Raw genomic sequence first — 16822 nt, 5'->3', positions numbered from 1 at the left:
CCGCGCGGCGCATCGCGAGCAAGCTCGCTCCTACATTTGTTTCGGGCCAGTATTGCCTGCACCCTCGCGCGCGACCGCCTTGTTTGTTCCACGCAATATCGAGGTGGGCACCAAGGTGGCGCGCACCTCCGCCTCAGGAATAACTGGCCCGAAACAAATGTAGGAGCGAGCTTGCTCGCGATGCGCCACGCGGGCGGCGCTCGATCTCACAGGCGCCACTTCGCTCAAGACATGAACCTCGTGCACCCACCCCATTTTCCTGTCAGGCTCCCAGCAGAACCCAGCTTCACCTGCGAGAACACCATGACCCAAGCCCCGCCTGCTCTCATCCGCGAAACCTTCCCTGTCGGCCCCTTGCAGTGCAACTGCACGCTGATCGGCGACCCCCTGACCAAGAAAGCCATTGTCGTGGACCCGGGTGGTGATGTGGACAAGATTCTTGCCCGCCTGCAGGTCCACGGCCTGACGCTGGTGAGCATCATCCACACCCATGCGCACTTCGACCACTTCCTCGCCTCAGGCAAGCTCAAGGAGCTGACGGGTGCCACGCTGCACCTGCACAAGGACGACCAGATGCTGTGGGACAACCTTGAGATGCAGTGCCAGATGTTCGGCGTACCCTACACGCCGGTACCGGCACCGGACCGCTGGCTGGGCGATGACGAAGAACTGGCCTGCGGCTGCGGTGTGGCGTTGCATACGCCAGGCCATACCCCGGGCTCGATGAGCTTCTGGTTCGCCGACGCCAAGTTGTTGATTGCCGGTGACACCCTGTTCCGCCGGGGTATTGGCCGCACCGATTTATGGGGTGGCGACCAGCGGGCAATCGTGCGTTCCATCAAGGAGCGGCTGTACCGGCTGGACGAAGAGGCCGTCGTGGTGACCGGCCACGGGCCCGACACCCGTTTGGGCGACGAGATGCGTGAAAACCCATTCGTGCGGGCCTGATGGCACATGAAGGCACTTTCATGGAATTTTTCGTTGCCGATGCGTTCCAAGGCTGGCATAGAACCCCTTGGGATCTGCCGCATTTATGAATTTCAGTAGGAGCTTGTCCATGTTCACCATGCGTCGTCTGATTATCGTCGCAACCGCCGCTGCACTGATGACCGGCTGCGCCGGTCAGAACCCTTACGACAACCAGGGTCAGGCGCAGGGCTCCACAGGGATGAGCAAGACCGCCAAGTACGGCGGTTTGGGCGCGCTGGCCGGTGCCATCGCGGGTGCCGCCATCGACCACAACAACCGTGGCAAGGGGGCCCTGATCGGTGCCGCAGCAGTGGGTGCTGCCGCTGCAGGTTACGGCTATTACGCCGACAAGCAGGAAGCCGAGCTGCGCGCACAGATGGCCAACACGGGTGTGGAAGTGCAGCGTCAGGGTGACCAGATCAAGCTGATCATGCCGGGCAACATCACCTTCGCCACCGACTCGGCCAACATCGCCCCAAGCTTCTACTCGCCACTGAACAACCTGGCTGGCTCGTTCAAGCAGTTCAACCAGAACACCATCGAAGTGGTCGGCTTCACCGACAGCACGGGCAGCCGCCAGCACAACATGGACCTGTCCCAGCGCCGTGCGCAGGCGGTCAGCACCTACCTGACTTCGCAGGGTGTGGATGCCTCGCGTATCTCTGTACGTGGCATGGGCCCGGACCAGCCGATCGCCAGCAACGCTGACGCCAATGGTCGTGCGCAGAACCGCCGTGTGGAAGTGAACCTGAAGCCGATTCCGGGTCAGCAGTATGAGCAGCAAGGTCAGGTTCAGCAGTATCCCTGATTGACCTTCCGGGCCGCTTTGCGGCTCTGTGGGGGCGGGCAGACCCGCTCCCACAAGGCTTGCAAAGAAGCCTCTGCTTTTAGCGCGCCACGCTGGCCTGAATCGCCGTCAGGGCAATGGTATGCACGATATCGTCAACCTGCGCCCCTCGCGGCAAGTCATTCACCGGCTTGCGCAAACCCTGCAGCATCGGCCCCAGGCTGACCCCGTCGGCACTGCGCTGTACCGCCTTGTGCGTGGTATTGCCGGTATTCAGGTCGGGGAACACGAACACCGTGGCGCGCCCGGCCACCGGGCTAGCCGGCGCCAGCTCTCGGGCGATGGCCGGGTTGGCCGCTGCGTCATACTGCAACGGCCCGTCGATCAGTAGCTCCTGCGCCGCGTCCTGTGCCAGGCGTGTCGCTTCGCGCACTTTCTCGACTTCTTCATCGCTGGCCGAATCGCTTGAATAACTGATCATCGCCACCCGTGGCGCGATGCCGAAGGCCTGCGCCGAGGCGGCACTCTGTTGGGCAATCTCCGCCAGTTCGGCAGCGCTTGGGTGCGGGTTCATCACGCAGTCGCCGTACACCAGCACCTGCTCGGGGAACAGCATGAAGAACACCGATGAGACCAGGCTCGAGCCGGGTGCGGTCTTGATCAGCTGCAGGGCCGGGCGGATGGTGTTGGCCGTGGAGTGCACCAGGCCCGAGACCAGGCCGTCCACTTCGTCCAGGGCCAGCATCATGGTGCCGATCACCACGGGGTCTTCCAGTTGTTGCTCGGCCATCGGTGCGTTGAGGTTCTTGCTTTTGCGCAACTCGACCATGGGTTCCACGTAGCGTCCGCGAATCAGTTCGGGGTCGAGAATCTCCAGCCCCGGCGGCAACGTGATGCCCTGGGCGCGGGCCACGGCGTCGACGTCTTCGGGTTTGGCCAGCAGCACGCAGCGAGCGATGCCGCGGGCCTGGCAGATGGCTGCAGCCTGCACCAGCAGTGGCTCGGCGCCTTCTGGCAGGACGATGCGCTTGTTGGCCTGCTGCGCACGCTGAATCAGCTGGTAGCGGAACACTGCCGGCGACAGGCGCAGTTCGCGCGGCGTGCCGCAGCGCTGGTGCAGCCAGGCCGCGTCGAGGTGGCTGGCGACGAAGTCGGTGATGAACTCGGCACGCTCGCGGTCGTCCACCGGGATTTCGCGGTTCAGCGAGTTGAGCTGGTTGGCGGTGTCGTACGAGCCGGTGCTGACCGAAAGGATCGGCAGGCCGGCCTGCAGGGCACCGCGGCACAGGCCGAGGATACGCACGTCAGGCTTGCTGTCGCTGGTCAGCAGCAAGCCGGCCAGGGGTACGCCATTGATCGCTGCCAGGCTGACAGCGAGGATGATGTCGTCGCGGTCGCCCGGGGTTACCACCAGGGTGCCCGAGGTCAGTAGCGGGACCGTGTTGGCCACCGTGCGTGCACAGATGATGATCTTGCTCATGCGCCGCTGCTCGTAATCGCCGGCATTGAGCACCTGGGCGCCGAGCAGCTCGGCCACATCGCGTGTCCGCGGCGCGTTCAGCTCGGGCTGGTAGGGGATGCAGCCAAGCAGGCGGAAGTCATTGCCACGCAGCAATGGCGAGTGCTCGCGCAGGCGGGTGGCGAAGTCCGCCATGCTCTCGTCGGTACGCACCTTGTTGAGGATCACCCCCAGTACTTTCGGGTCGCGTGGGCCGCCAAACAGTTGGGCCTGCAGTTCGACCCGGCCAGACAGCTCGCTGAGCACTTCGTTTTCCGGGGCCGATACCAGGATTACCTCGGCATCCAGGCTCTTGGCCAGGTGCAGGTTGACCCGCGCTGCGTAGCTGGCGTGGCGCGTAGGCACCATTCCCTCGACCACAACCACGTCATTGCCGACGCAGGCTTGCTGGTAGAGGCGGATGATTTCTTCAAGCAGCTCGTCCAGTTGGCCATCGCCGAGCATGCGCTCGACGTGGGCCAGGCTCAGTGGGACCGGTGGCTTGATGCCGTGAGTGCGGGCGACCAGTTCGGTGGAGCGCTCGGGGCCGGTGTCACCCGGGTGGGGCTGGGCGATAGGCTTGAAGAAGCCGACCTTCAGGCCGGCACGCTCCAAGGTGCGCACCAGGCCCAGGCTGATCGAAGTCAGGCCGACACCAAAGTCGGTCGGCGCAATGAAAAATGTCTGCATGCGTGCTTCTCGAAATAAGCGGTGCAAGAAATTAGCGGTCAAGGGTAGCGCTATCGGCCCCTTGTGCGCACCAGCCGCAAGCGAAAGGCTGGCCGATGTGTTGCGCACGTTGTGCCGGGTCGAGCACCCAGGGGCGTGCCTGCCACGGCGGCTGGTGGCGCAGGTGCTGGGTATGGCCGCACGAAAGTTCCGCCACCCAGTGGCCTTCTTCGTCCTGATGAAAGCCGTTGATCCGACTGATGGGCCGTTGCTCGTCTGCACCACGTTCGCAATCGGACGATGGCAAGGTTACACTTGTCCGCTCTACATTCTTTTGCAAAAGGTCTTGCCCCATGCTGATCGCCGCCAACAAGGCTGTCTCCATCGACTATACCCTGACCAACGACGCCGGGGAGACCATCGACAGCTCCGCCGGTGGCGCGCCGCTGGTTTACCTGCACGGTGCCGGCAATATCATCCCGGGCCTGGAAAAAGCCCTGGAAGGCAAGCAGGCTGGTGACGAGCTGAACGTTTCCATTGAACCTGAAGAGGCCTACGGCGAGTACCTGGCCGAACTGGTCAGCACCCTGAACCGTAGCCTGTTCGAAGGTGTCGACGAGCTGGAAGTGGGCATGCAGTTCCACGCTTCGGCGCCGGACGGCCAGATGCAGATCGTCACCATCCGCGACATCGACGGCGACGACGTCACCGTTGATGGCAACCACCCACTGGCCGGTCAGCGCCTGACCTTCCAGGTCAAGGTTGTGAACGTGCGTGACGCCAGCGACGAAGAAATCGCTCACCGTCACATCCACGGTGAAGGTGGCCATCACCACTGATTTTCTGCGCTAAGCTCAGAAAGTCGCCAGGCGCTCGGGCAAGCCGATTTGCCTTCCTACGGGAGGTGAACGGTTTGGACGAGCGCCTTTTTAGTGGGCGGAATTCGCCTGCACGGCAACCGGGAACCTGAGAGGGGATTTCATCATGAGTGCATTTCACGACCTGAAACTGGAAGCGCTGAACGGCGGAGAGCTGCCCCTCGCCCCCTTCAAGGGCCAAGTGGTGCTGGTGGTCAACGTTGCCTCCAAATGTGGCCTGACGCCGCAATACAAGGCCCTGGAAAACCTCTACCAGATCTACAAGGACAAGGGCTTCAATGTGCTTGGCCTGCCGTGCAACCAGTTTGCCGGGCAGGAACCGGGTAGCGAAAAGGAAATCCAGGACTTCTGCAGCCTCAACTACGGGGTCAGCTTCCCGCTGGGGGCAAGCTGGAGGTCAACGGGCCGCAGCGCCATTCGTTGTACCGCCTGCTGGCAGGGGAGGGGGCCGAGTTCCCCGGTGACATTACCTGGAATTTCGAGAAGTTTCTGGTGGGCAAGGATGGCCGGGTGCTGGCGCGTTTCTCGCCGCGCACGGCACCGGATGACCCGGCGGTGGTGCAGGCCATCGAGAAAGCCCTGGCCTGAAGAGTGCCTGACGTGATGTTTTGGCACCTGTGAGATCGAGTGCCGCGCGGGCGGCGCTGGATCTCACAGGCGCTGCAAACATTGCGCAGAACGCCCAGCCGTAGCACCAGGTTGCCGGCATGCGCTGTTCAGATACCCCTCGAACTGTTCGACAATCGCCGGCCAGCCCTGGCGGCTGGCATGCTGTCGCGCATTCAGGCGCACCCTGCGCAAGGTCTCCACTTCTTCCAGCAACCAGCACGCTGCATCGACAAACGCTGCCTGGTCCCCCGGCATCGCCAGCGCGCCGCTGTGGCCATGGCGAATATGCTGCGCTGCGGCCGCCTCGTCATAAGCAACTACCGCCAACCCTGAGGCCATGGCTTCGAGCACCACATTGCCGAAGGTCTCGGTCAGGCTCGGGAACAGGAACAGGTCGCCGCTGGCATAGTGCTCGGCCAGTCGTTCACCGCGCTGGGCGCCGCAAAACACGGCGTCCGGTATCTCTTGTTCAAGCCTGGCGCGCTGAGGCCCGTCGCCGACCATGATCAGGCGCAGGCGCTTTTGTGGATACGTCTTGCGTAATGCCTCGAAGCAAGGCCGTAGCAAGCCAAGGTTCTTTTCCGCCGCCAGCCGCCCGACATGCAGTACGGCGATGTCCTCCGGGCCTAGCCCCCAGCTTTCGCGCAGGGCCTGGCTGCGCCGGGCCGGATTGAACAGGCAGGCATCGACCCCTCGGGCCAGCAACTCCAGGCGTTCGAAACCACGACGCTCCAGCTCCAGGCGCTGGCTGGCACTCGGCACCAAGGTGATTGCCGTGCGCCGATGGAACCAGCGCAAGTAGTGGGTGAGCAGGCGCGCCAGCAGGCCAAGGCCGTACTGGCCGGAATACTGCGGGAAGTTGGTGTGGAAGCCACTGACCACCGCCACCCCCAGGCGTCGGGCGGCGCGTAGTGCGCTGAGCCCCAGCGGCCCCTCGGTGGCGATGTACAGTACATCCGGGCGCTGCCGGCGCCAGTGGCGCAACAGCTTGTGCATCGACACCTCGCCCCACTGCAAACCCGGGTAGCCAGGCAGCGCCCAGCCGCGGCACAGCATCAGGTGCGGGTCGTTGTGCGCGTGCCCTTCGCCGGCCTGGCGCGGGCGCACCACCTCGACCTCATGGCCGCGTTGGCGCAACCCATCACTGAGGCGGCCAAGGGTGTTGGCCACGCCATTGATCTCGGGTGGGAAGGTTTCGCTGACCAGGGTAATGCGTAGGGCGGGTGTATTCATGACAAAAAGTTTCCGCCTGCCGGGTTGCGCTAATGTGACCGCCTTGTGACGTAAAGATGACGCCTGACTGCCGGCATTTTTGCCTTTATGAATATTTCCTCGCACAGCACTCAAGAAGGTGTCGCCGGCAGCCGATGAAGATGCATTCGACTACGTGATGCGCTCCAGGAGAGCGGTGATGTTCAACAACAAGCTCAAGCAAGAAATCCGGCAACTGCGCGAAGACCTGATGTCCATCGAACAGGTCAAGAGTAGTCTCGACAGCGAGATGCTGGTGCTGCAGCTCGACCCTCAGGGACGGATCGAGATGGTCAACGGCAATTTCGAGAGCGAGATGCTCTACCGTGCCGAACAATTGCTTGGACGCAATATCGAGGACATCGTCCCCGCCCACGTAAAGTCGCTGGACTTCTACCAGCGCATGAAAAGTGCGATCAGCCGTGGTGAACACCTGAACGGTGCGTTCCGTCTTCTGCGGGGCAATGGTCAGGAAGCCTGGCTGCGCTCGATCCTGCAGCCGGTGAAGAACAGCGAGGGGCGCATCAAGTACTTCACCCTGCATTCCAGCGACCTCACGCGAACCATCGAGACCTCACGCGAGCACGAAAGCCTGATCAAGGCCCTGATGCGCTCTACTGCGGTGATCGAGTTCGACCTCGACGGCATCATTCTCACTGCCAACGATCGTTTCCTGGCCACCGTCGGCTATCGCCTGGAACAGATTCGCGGTAAGCACCACCGCATGTTCTGCGAACCGCAGGAGGTCAACTCGGCTGGCTACCAAGCGTTCTGGGACAGGCTGCGCCGTGGCGAATATGTTGCCGAGCGCTTCAAGCGCATCGATGCCCATGGCCGGGTGATCTGGCTGGAGGCCTCGTACAACCCGATCTTCGATGCCCACGATGTGCTGTACAAGGTGGTCAAGTTCGCCACCGTGATCACCGACCAGGTCAACCAGGAGCTGGCAGTGGCCGAGGCGGCAGATGTCGCCTACAACACCTCGCTGGGTACCGATGTCAGTGCTCGCAAGGCCACCGAAGTGGTCACCCAGACTGTCACCGTGATGCGTGGACTGGAGGCTTCGATGCAAGAGGCCGCCGACGGCATCCAGGCGCTGGATACCCAGTCGCGGGTGATCGGTTCGATCATCAAGACCATCAGCGACATTGCCGGGCAGACCAACCTGCTGGCCCTTAACGCGGCCATCGAAGCTGCCCGCGCGGGCGAGCAAGGGCGGGGCTTTGCCGTCGTTGCCGACGAAGTGCGCCAACTGGCCTCCCGCACCAGCACCGCCACCGAAGAAATCGCCCGGGTGGTACAGCAGAACGAACAACTGGCGCAGGCGGCGGTGGCGATCATCGACACCAGCAAGCGCCAGGCCGAACAGGGGCTGGCGCTGGCGGATGAGACGGGCAGCGTGATTGTCGAGATCCAGGACGGGGCGAAGCGGGTAGTGGACGTAGTGGGGCAGTTTTCCAGCCGGCTGAGTCTTTGATATGGCTTGGGGTTTGTAATGGCCATGGGATCGAGCTTCGCCTGCGCGGCGCTCGATCTCAAGAACGATAAAAATTTCCAGCCTTACCCACAGCAACAACTGAACAGCTGAACTTCGCCGAGCATGCCGGAAACGAAGTCGCATATTCCTACAACTGACTCAGAAACCTCCGATCCGAATCCATGATGGGATTTCCCCCTGCACACGTTGTCAGGGAGACACCTCATGTACCTGGATTACCTCGTGCCCTCCTGGCACGAGATCGAGTCACGTGTCATCGCCATGGTGGGCTACCCAAGCGGTGGCCAGTTCCGCACCAGCCTCAATGAAGAGGTCGCCTCACTGGGCCTCAACCTGCGCCGGATCGAAGCTGTCCGCACAGCCTTCTACCACGCCGAATGGCAGGCGGCGCACCTGCTACGCCAGCGCTTCGCCGACCTCGACATCAACAGCATCGTCGACGAACTGCTGAGGGTCGTGCAGCAGATGGCGATGATCGTCGTCGGCAGCACCGTTACCGGTGGCCTGCTTGGCGCAGGGGTCGGCGCATTCGCCGGCGGCGCCGGAACCATTCCGTTCGCCGGCGCAGGCGCGGCCATGGGCCTTAAGGTCAGTGGTTGGATCCTTGGCGCGCTGGGGCTGGCTTCCATTGCCGAGTTCTTCATCGAGGGCTTGCCGCGTATCGGCGAGTACTACGTTGATGGCATCCGCTTCGCCTGGGAAGGCACCTGCGGCAATGAAGGCACCGGCCCGTTCTGCCGGGACGACCCCTATGCGATATCCCGGGCCACGCATCAGATTGCCCAAGGCCATGTGGAAGTCGTGGTGCTGTTGTTGGGGGCAATTGTGTCGTACCTCACCCGCGGGCGCGGCGATGCCCGGGTGCTGGCCCAGGAAATGGCGGCCAGCCGCAAAGGCGCGCGGCTGGGGCAATGGATGCTCCAGCATGAAGAGGGGTTGAAGAAACGGCCGGATCTGCAGGTGCCGGAGCGGCGCAAGGGGGGCGATGGATGATCCGCAGCCCGTTAGCCCGAATCAGCCCAGGAAAGCACCAACAAAGACCCATCCGGGCGCGATGGCATTGCATAACGTTGAATGTTTCAAAGCTGATAAAGTACCGGAATACAAAATAGGCGAATTCAAACGACAGTTGAATGGCCAGGAAGACGGGCTCAACTGGATGACCGTTGAAGAATTTTTGGAAAAAGTTGAAAACCCAAATCAGCGCAATAAAGGGCTCGCCCAGAGAGCGAGAAAAAAGGAGCAAGAATTTATCAAGGAAAAAATTGAAAAAGAGCTCAGGAAAACCATGGGCCCATTTGAAGCGCAACGGATTGCAATAGAAAAAGCCAGAAACCGGATGTCAATTACAGCAGCACTGCACAATCCGGATCTCGTCGCCGGAGGTAGAGACGTCATATCGGACTTTGGGGACCGTCAGGTAAACTCAGTGATAGGCGCCCAATGGAAAACCAGGATACCCAACTTAAAGAAAGCGGCCGAAACGGTACCCCTGGAGTCCAGAGGCTCAATCCGCATGAATGTCAAATTACATAAGTGCTAAGGTGAGAAGGTTGAAATGGATAAAGTATTTGCCAATTTGATTGAGAGTTCCGGTCCGCCGATTGACCGCCGGGAAGTACCTGGCTCCACAATCGAAAGATACAGAGACAAGCTTCCTCCCAAGCTTTTGGAATATTGGTCCGAGCATGGCTGGGGGGGCTACGGTGAGGGCATATTCTGGCTAGTCGATCCGCAAGAATATGACGCCGTAGTTTCCTGCTGGATTGCAGGCACGGCACTTGCTTCGCACGACAACTATCATTTGATTGCGAGAAGTGCCTTCGGAGACTTGTATCTTTGGGGAGAGAAAACTGGCTTTTCATTGGAGATAACAAGCGTTGGGTCTCAGTACATATTTTATCGAACTGAATTCACAAAGGAACAACTAAATGCTGAGCTTCAAGGCTTTATTTTGTCAAGAGAAGTGGAGTCAATGGATTTCAATGGTCTCTTCAATCCCGCCAAGGAAAAACTGGGTAGGCTTAAACATGACGAGATGTACGGCTTTTTCCCCGCGCTCATGCTGGGCGGGGCAGACTCCCTGCAACATCTTAGAAAAGTCAGTGCTGTTGAACACTTGATCTTTCTGGCGCAATTGACAGATCTTCAACCTTACTCCTTTTCCGAGCAGCCAGATTAATGCCGCAGTCAACCAGCACCGCCACCGAGGAAATCGCCCGGGTGATGGATGTGGTGGAACAGTTTTCCAGTCGGTTGAGTCTTTGATAATTTGTAATGGCCATGGGATCGTGTTTCGCCTGCGCGGCGCTCGATCTAAAGAACGATAAAAATCTCCAGCCTTACCCACGGTAACAACTGAACAGCTGAACTTCTAAGTTGCAGGAGAGAATTCTGAGAGATCTTATGAGAACTATGAATGCCATTGAAGCTAGAAAGCTCTCGGTGAAGCAGGCAAAGGAAAACCCTGTCATCTCTCGCAGCTTTGCATAATCCATGAATGCTAGTCGCTTGAGGGTTTCGCCGTGGATGAGGTTTTTTCCCTGTTTGTAGAACAAGTTGGTGAGCCGTTTTTTCGACAGGAGGTTCCTCCCTCAAGTCTGGATCGATACAGAGGCATCTTGCCGAACAAATTGTTAGAGTATTGGAGTGAGCACGGTTGGTGCGGGTATGGTGACGGGATATTTTGGACTGTCAATCCCCAGGAATATGAAGGGGTAACTGCCTCGCTTATCGAAGGCACAATATTGGAGAAGCGAGATAGATACCACCTTATCGCTCGCGGCGCATTTGGTGACCTGTATCTCTTTGGAGAGCAAACGGGTTTCTCAGTAAAGATTTTGGCTCATATTTCACGATACAGGGGCAGTGAATATGAGTTGACGGCGGCGGATATGGACAGGGAAGTGCAAGGTTTCTTCCTTAGCAAAGAGAAGGCGTCTGTTGACTTTGATGGCATGTTCGAGCCAGCAAAGAAAAAACTGGGTATGCTAATGCATGATGAAATGTATGGGTTCGTTCCAGCCTTGGCGTTCGGCGGGTCAAGCGACCTTGCTAACCTCGAGAAGGTTAAGGCAGTGGAGCATCTAATACTGCTTTCTCAGATTGCCACCCTCGAACCCTACAGTTTCTCCGACTTCTAAAAAAACAATCTGCAAAAAAGGGGCTGCCCTGCAGCCCCACGCTCCTTCAGCTCCGCTCCCGCACCCAGAACAGCGTAGCCCCGGCCACCGCCGCCGGCATCATCAGCACGTTCACCCCCGGAATCATCAGCGCCAGGTAGGTGATGCCGCCAAAGCCCAGGCTCTGCCAGCGCTTCTGCCGCAGCCAGGCGAGCATGTCCTACCAGCTCATATTGTTGTTGTCCGCCGGGTAGTCGATGTACAGCAAAAGCTGGATACATCGCCTGCAAACCACGTAAGTCAAGGCCCTTTCCCAAGGGTTTGATCGGGAAATGTATCAGGTGGGTGGATGTCCTGTGAAGGCCGAGCGGGGCTTTGCTCGATCTACCTCTTTTCGGTGGAGGGAGTGATTCGTGCCCAAAACTCACGCTCAAGTCCTAATGGGCATGCTACGGGCAGTCAGGTACCGACGCCGGCTTGTAGGCAAGTGCTGACACAGAAGGACATCGGTTGGCCTCCGACTGTACGTATCAGCCTCCTGCGTACATGGCTTCAACCCACTATCGTCAAGTCGCCAGCCGCCATACTATTCACGCCAGCCAGTATTACAACCGCAACTGAGTTGTTGTTGGCGACACCGTCAGCATCGTAGTAGAGCGTGTGATCATCCTGATTGAATACCAATTGGGCACCTGCGGCCCCATGCTCTGGGCCGGTGACATTCGCCAGTGTGTCACCGACGGTTTGGCCGTGCAGGTCGAAGATGCCGTCAGTGAGGGCCAGGGTGTCGCTGCCTTGGGTGAAGTCGGTGATCTGGTCGGGTCTTGAACCTGGGAATTGCGCGAATTGGAAGGTGTCGTTGCCCGCACCTCCGGTGAATGAGTCGGTGGCCTCGGTGCTCTGCAAAACGTTGTCATTATCGTCGCCGATAATTTGATGGATATAATGCTCAGTAGTTGTGGCAAGCAAGGTGTTCGACCCTTCCTCAATGGTCAGCCCGGTGCCGGCAGTGAATGACAGGTCGTCAACGGCGAATGAAACGCCGCCGTCATGTATCAGCACTTTTGTAATCGGCAAACCTGCAGAAGTAACTGAAAGCAGGGTGTGTGGTGGGGCATTGGCAGGCAGTAGCGACTGCCCAACGAGATTGTTGGTCGCATCATAGGCAAAGATTCCGACGTCAACCGGGCCTGTTACATAAGCTGATACTGTCCTAACATCAGCTAGCATCACATTTATAGTCATTAGCCCACTCGCGGAGTAAGCCACTTGCGTGCCTGAGTGTGCTGTAAAACCTTGAATTAAAGCATTTGTTGCAGTCGTTCCCTCAAATAGTAGGCCCTGAGCCTGGTACTGATTAGTTACTGGTACTTCATCGCCGATAGAGTCGAAATTTGCAGTGGTTGTCGATCCAAAACCGCTTATTTCTCGAGTCAGTGCGTTACCGGCAATATCCTCGATGGCAAGTGTCACTGCAACATGGCCGACCTGGAATGCGGATAAATCAACCACCCCGTTTACACCCGCGGCCTGGTGACCTGCCCCATCGCGGAATATCACCGCAGCGGTGGCATCTTCATCCACGCCCGACAACACGTAAGCAACCGCCGCCTGTTCAGCCCCACTGATTTGACGGTCAGGGAAGGTTACCTCGGCGAACTGCCCTTGATCAGCGCTTGTATCCAGAGTGTAAGCATGCCCAACTCCGGCGAGAATATTGCCGGCCATGTCGATAGTCCGCACGTCGAGTCTGTTCTCTCCATCGACAAGGTTGATAAGCGCCGCCCACGCATGGGCTGCCGGGAACACTGCTGCGTCGACCCAAGTATTACCGCCATCCGCAGTCACCTGGATTCTTTCACCATCGCGCAGGACATCCGTATATGTGCCGTTGACTGCCTGGTTTCGAATGTTGGTAATGAAGTCCCCTGATTGCCCGGAGTCGTCACTCAGCAATGTAACGGTGGCAACTACCGTAGGGCTGACTGTGTCCAGCTGTAGCTGGGTGCCGACACCGGTTGCGGAATTGCCGAACGAGTCGGTGGCGTTGATGGCTACCGATATAGGGCCATCATTCAACCCGGTCAGATTGGCAATGCCGTTGCTGCCTATTATGGAGTGAGTGCCGTCGCTGAAGGTGACCGTTGCCGCTGCATCGCCATCCAGTCCGGTAATTGTGTACGGAACTGAACCCTTCTCCTGTGCATTTACAACAGTGTCGCTAACGATGATCAGCAATGGCTCGCCACGATCGGCGGAACTGTCCAAGACCAGTAAACTAGGTGACCGAACCTCATAAGAGAGCGTGTCAATGGTGAAAATGTCTCCATTGCCATCGATTACAATCTTGCTGATTGGCGTAGCCGTGGAGGTGAGCGAGACCAAACCGTTAATGGAATTGGGAGCCATCGCCATTGATGTCAGAAGAACGTTGCTTGCGCTATATGCGTATACAGATGCCCCGCTGTAAGTTGTGAGGTACATGTTGATTTTTGATATCAGGCCTAGCGCACTGGCGAATGATATTTCAGCTATTCCAACATCATTAAAGAAGAGTTGCGAGCCTGATTGGGAGGGGAAATTTGAGTCGTTGCTAATGATCAGGCCATTACTGAAGGTAATGCCATTGTATTGGCTGGACAGAACTGTGCCTGGAGCAAGGTTGTCGAAGTTTTCCGTTGTTGTGGTGCTGCCGCCAATAGTACGTTGAGTTACATTTCCGGCCGCGTCTGTGGCTGTCAAACGCACCTCCACCGGCCCATCATCTAACCCTGATAAATCGGCAACGCCACTATCCCCGGTAACCTGATGCCCGCTAGTATCCAGGAAAACCACAGATGCTGTGGCATCGCTGTCTAAACCCTGGATGATGTATCCAACAGCGTTTTTCTCTGCTCCATTGATCTGAGTGTCTGGGAATAGCAACTGCAAATTATTGTCAGCATCGGCCGTGAAGTCATACTGATAGCTATGTCCTATACCTGGCTGCACTTCACCTGTCTGATTGATTGTCCTAACAATCAATTCGTTATGGCTCACGGACAGAAATACCCCTTCAGCACTCCAGGTGTGCCCCACTGCATCGACTACTGCAGTAACCCAGGTCTCGCCCCCGTTGGCTGTCACCTCGATCCGCTCGGCGTCGTTCAGACTTCCGGTAAACGTACCGGATATGGTTTGAGCTTCGACGTTGGTGATGAAATCGCCGATCACCCCGCTGTCGTTAGCAAGCGCCAGTACCGTTGCCACTGGCGTTGGGTCATCCGGCACTTCCAGCAGATTCAGGCTGGCGGTGGTATTGACAGTTGCCCCAGCCTGATCGGCGATCACTACGGCAAAATTCACGACGCCAAAGCGGTCCTTTACCGGCGTAAAGGTCCAGCTACCATCGGCATTGGCGCTCAGCGTGCCGTCGGCCTCTGCAACGCTCACGCTTTGCACGTTCAGGCTGTCACCGCTGTCTACGTCACTGGCTGTGGCCAGTAATTGCGCAGTGGTCAGATTGTAGGGTTGATCCTCTGTTCCATCGGGTAGAACGACTGGGCTGGCAACCGTGGGCGCATCGTTCACCGCAGTCACATCAATACGCAAGGTGTAGGCATTGGCCGAGAACGCCAGGCCATCACTCACCCTGAAACCAATACTCGCGTATCCGTTGCCGTTGTCATTGGCCGCCGGCACGAACCTCAAATTACCCGCATCCAGGTTGGGTTTGCTGATGACCTGGTCTTGCACCACTGCGCTCCAAGTGCTGCCGCTTCTGAACTGGAGGCTACCCGCACCTGGCAGGCTGGTGAGTCTGACACTGGCCAGCGGCGCCGCCTCGGGGTCGGTGTAACTACCAAAGTCGCCAGCCCCCAATACCAACGCCGTATCTTCCACAGTGGTCTGAGTGTCATCGGTTGAGGAGGGTGCTGCATTCGGTAGCGGCACGACCGCAGCTTTTAGCGTTGCGCTGTTCCAAGTCACGCCATTGTCAAAGCGAACTCGGTCTATCTCAAAGTCGCTGCCCAGATAGAACCCTTTGATGGTCAGCGTTGCGCCTGTGGCAAGCACTTGCATTTGCAGATCATTCGACAGGCGAACGAAACGTACCTGGTTGCTGTTGAGGCCGGCCAGTTGCAGGGTATCGACGTCATTTGTGGCTCCAGCACTATTGTCGATCTGATCGTTGCCGTAACTCTGGCCATAGACATAGGTATCGTTGCCCCGACGACCGGCGAGTACGTCGTTGCCAGTGCCTCCATCGAGGCGATTATTGCCGCTGTTGCCTGTCAGCAGATTGTCCTGGCTGTTCCCGGTTCCGTTGAGATTCGCGCTACCGGTAAGTTCCAGATTCTCAAGATTGGCCCCAAGGGTGTAATTGAGCGAACTATGCACCGTGTCGCTGCCTGCGGAATTCGCCTCAGTGACTGTGTCGCCAGCCTGATCAACGATATAGAGGTCATCCCCTGTGCCGCCTGCAAGCGTGTCGTTGCCTGCACCGCCGTCGAGCGTATCGTTTCCTTGATCGCCATTGAGGCGGTCATTGCCCGCACCGCCGAGCAGCACATCATTGCCATCGCCACCCAGCAGTACATCATTGCCTGCAGCGCCATCGAGGCGGTTGTCGCCGCTGTTACCGGTCAGGGTGTTATCCAGCCCGTTGCCCGAGCCATTGAGGTTGGCGCTACCGGTCAGTGTCAGGCGTTCAACGTTGTTGCCCAGAGTGTAGTTAATGCTCGAGCGCACCAGGTCATCGCCGCCACCGGCTGCCTCCACCACGAGATCGCCAGTGGCATCGACCAAGTAGGTATCATTACCTTGCCCGCCAACCATCAAATCGTTGCCGCTGCCACCGTCCAGTGTGTCGTTGCCATAATTGCCATAGAGCTCGTCATTGCCACCCAGCCCAAGCAGCGTATCGTCGGTGGGGTTGCCGTTGATGATGTCCGCACCTTCCGTAGGCGTGACAGGCAGGTAATAGAGATTTGCCAATGCTTCGGCGACACCCCAGCGCGTACCGTCGGCAAAGACGATGCCCTCGAGGGCATGGTCCGCATCCAGGAAGCACTGGCTGAGAGTGAGGGTTTCGCCGGTCGCCAATACGCTGAGCACGAGGTCAGACGCAACACGGGTGAGGCGTATCTGGTTGGCATTGAGGTTGGTGAGTTGAATCAGATCAACGTCATTGGCGGCACCGCCCGAATTGTCTATGACATCGTTGCCATAGCCGCGACCGTAGCGGTATACATCGTTGCCACGGCCGCCGAAAAGTCGGTCACTGCCAGTACCGCCATCGAGGATGTCGTTTCCTGCATTCCCCTGCAGCGTATCGTTACCTCCCAATCCATTGATCGTGTCTGCCGAGGTGGTGCCTATCAGGGTATTGGCGGTATCGTTACCATTGATAATGGCCATGACTAACACCTATGGATTAGTAGGTTTGTTAGCTGACTTTAGTTGCGTGGTCACTCCAGGCGGCAATCCGAGGACAAGCGGCTGTACCTTCTATCCAATCAGACTGCGTCTCTATCTCAACCCCCTTGTCGGTGGACGAAC

10 protein-coding genes and 4 pseudogenes are annotated in these 16822 nt (G+C 58.5%); 9 read left to right on the top strand and 5 right to left on the bottom strand.

Features of this window, described 5'->3' with window-relative positions; genetic code table 11:
• Positions 1 to 303: 303 nt before the first annotated feature.
• Positions 304 to 948 carry an MBL fold metallo-hydrolase gene (locus C4Q27_RS07385; RefSeq protein WP_064492551.1) on the top strand — a complete coding sequence of 215 codons (645 nt, stop codon included), beginning with the start codon at positions 304 to 306 and terminating at the stop codon, positions 946 to 948.
• A gap of 109 nt (positions 949 to 1057) precedes the next feature.
• The gene (locus C4Q27_RS07380; RefSeq protein WP_003247328.1) at positions 1058 to 1777 is read left to right on the top strand and encodes an OmpA family protein; all 720 of its coding nucleotides are present in this window, start codon (positions 1058 to 1060) and stop codon (positions 1775 to 1777) included.
• 79 nt (positions 1778 to 1856) lie between these two features.
• Here C4Q27_RS07380 and pta read toward each other — a convergent pair whose 3' ends face one another.
• Both pta and C4Q27_RS07370 read right to left on the bottom strand, forming a co-directional pair.
• On the bottom strand, positions 1857 to 3944 hold the full coding sequence (gene pta / locus C4Q27_RS07375; protein ID WP_010952014.1) for a phosphate acetyltransferase: 2088 nt from the start codon (positions 3942 to 3944) through the stop codon (positions 1857 to 1859).
• A gap of 31 nt (positions 3945 to 3975) precedes the next feature.
• Positions 3976 to 4278, bottom strand: coding sequence for a DUF3565 domain-containing protein (locus C4Q27_RS07370; RefSeq protein WP_010952015.1), 303 nt, complete (start codon positions 4276 to 4278; stop codon positions 3976 to 3978).
• Here C4Q27_RS07370 and C4Q27_RS07365 point away from each other — a divergent pair.
• Both C4Q27_RS07365 and C4Q27_RS07360 read left to right on the top strand, forming a co-directional pair.
• Positions 4277 to 4762, top strand: a complete 486-nt coding sequence (locus C4Q27_RS07365; protein ID WP_003247325.1) for a peptidylprolyl isomerase — start codon at positions 4277 to 4279, stop codon at positions 4760 to 4762. The two genes, C4Q27_RS07370 and C4Q27_RS07365, sit on opposite strands and share 2 nt — an antisense overlap.
• A 145-nt stretch (positions 4763 to 4907) precedes the next feature.
• A pseudogene (locus tag C4Q27_RS07360) lies at positions 4908 to 5389 on the top strand (glutathione peroxidase).
• Positions 5390 to 5452: 63 nt separating this feature from the next.
• Here C4Q27_RS07360 and C4Q27_RS07355 read toward each other — a convergent pair.
• Entirely contained in the window at positions 5453 to 6643 is a 1191-nt protein-coding gene (locus C4Q27_RS07355) for a glycosyltransferase family 1 protein (protein WP_104886687.1), read from the bottom strand.
• A gap of 157 nt (positions 6644 to 6800) precedes the next feature.
• On the opposite strand from C4Q27_RS07355, the pseudogene C4Q27_RS29970 reads away from it, so the two are divergent.
• The 5 genes and pseudogenes from C4Q27_RS29970 to C4Q27_RS07335 form a co-directional block, all read left to right on the top strand.
• Positions 6801 to 7544, top strand: a pseudogene (locus tag C4Q27_RS29970) (PAS domain-containing protein); the annotation flags it as partial.
• A 162-nt stretch (positions 7545 to 7706) separates the two neighbouring features.
• Positions 7707 to 8138, top strand: coding sequence for a methyl-accepting chemotaxis protein (locus C4Q27_RS29965; protein ID WP_370853134.1), 432 nt, complete (start codon positions 7707 to 7709; stop codon positions 8136 to 8138).
• A gap of 225 nt (positions 8139 to 8363) precedes the next feature.
• Positions 8364 to 9702, top strand: a pseudogene (locus tag C4Q27_RS07345) (DUF6861 domain-containing protein).
• Between the two features lie 15 nt (positions 9703 to 9717).
• Positions 9718 to 10341 (top strand): GAD-like domain-containing protein, encoded by a 624-nt coding sequence (locus C4Q27_RS07340; RefSeq protein WP_104886685.1) that lies wholly within the window; start codon positions 9718 to 9720, stop codon positions 10339 to 10341.
• A 343-nt stretch (positions 10342 to 10684) separates the two neighbouring features.
• Complete coding sequence (locus tag C4Q27_RS07335; protein WP_104886684.1) at positions 10685 to 11302, top strand: GAD-like domain-containing protein; 618 nt, start codon at positions 10685 to 10687, stop codon at positions 11300 to 11302.
• A gap of 46 nt (positions 11303 to 11348) precedes the next feature.
• Here the strand turns inward: C4Q27_RS07335 and C4Q27_RS07330 are convergent.
• Positions 11349 to 11543 (bottom strand): annotated as a pseudogene (locus tag C4Q27_RS07330) (EI24 domain-containing protein); the annotation flags it as partial.
• Between the two features lie 290 nt (positions 11544 to 11833).
• Entirely contained in the window at positions 11834 to 16681 is a 4848-nt protein-coding gene (locus C4Q27_RS07325; RefSeq protein ID WP_104886683.1) for a cadherin-like domain-containing protein, read from the bottom strand.
• Positions 16682 to 16822: the final 141 nt, after the last annotated feature.

Source organism: Pseudomonas sp. SWI36, from assembly GCF_002948105.1.
Taxonomy (GTDB): domain Bacteria; phylum Pseudomonadota; class Gammaproteobacteria; order Pseudomonadales; family Pseudomonadaceae; genus Aquipseudomonas; species Aquipseudomonas alloputida.
Note: the sequence above shows the minus strand (reverse complement) of the source record. Positions and strands in the feature narration are given on the sequence as shown.

Bases quoted from the DNA above. Each gene is read 5' to 3' on its own strand.
- C4Q27_RS07385 (WP_064492551.1), top strand. From the start codon at position 304: ATGACCCAAGCCCCGCCTGCTCTCATCCGCGAAACCTTCCCTGTCGGC.
- C4Q27_RS07380 (WP_003247328.1), top strand. From the start codon at position 1,058: ATGTTCACCATGCGTCGTCTGATTATCGTCGCAACCGCCGCTGCACTG.
- pta (WP_010952014.1), bottom strand. From the start codon at position 3,944: ATGCAGACATTTTTCATTGCGCCGACCGACTTTGGTGTCGGCCTGACT.
- C4Q27_RS07365 (WP_003247325.1), top strand. From the start codon at position 4,277: ATGCTGATCGCCGCCAACAAGGCTGTCTCCATCGACTATACCCTGACC.
- C4Q27_RS07370 (WP_010952015.1), bottom strand. From the start codon at position 4,278: ATGGGGCAAGACCTTTTGCAAAAGAATGTAGAGCGGACAAGTGTAACC.
- C4Q27_RS07355 (WP_104886687.1), bottom strand. From the start codon at position 6,643: ATGAATACACCCGCCCTACGCATTACCCTGGTCAGCGAAACCTTCCCA.
- C4Q27_RS29965 (WP_370853134.1), top strand. From the start codon at position 7,707: ATGCGTGGACTGGAGGCTTCGATGCAAGAGGCCGCCGACGGCATCCAG.
- C4Q27_RS07340 (WP_104886685.1), top strand. From the start codon at position 9,718: ATGGATAAAGTATTTGCCAATTTGATTGAGAGTTCCGGTCCGCCGATT.
- C4Q27_RS07325 (WP_104886683.1), bottom strand. From the start codon at position 16,681: ATGGCCATTATCAATGGTAACGATACCGCCAATACCCTGATAGGCACC.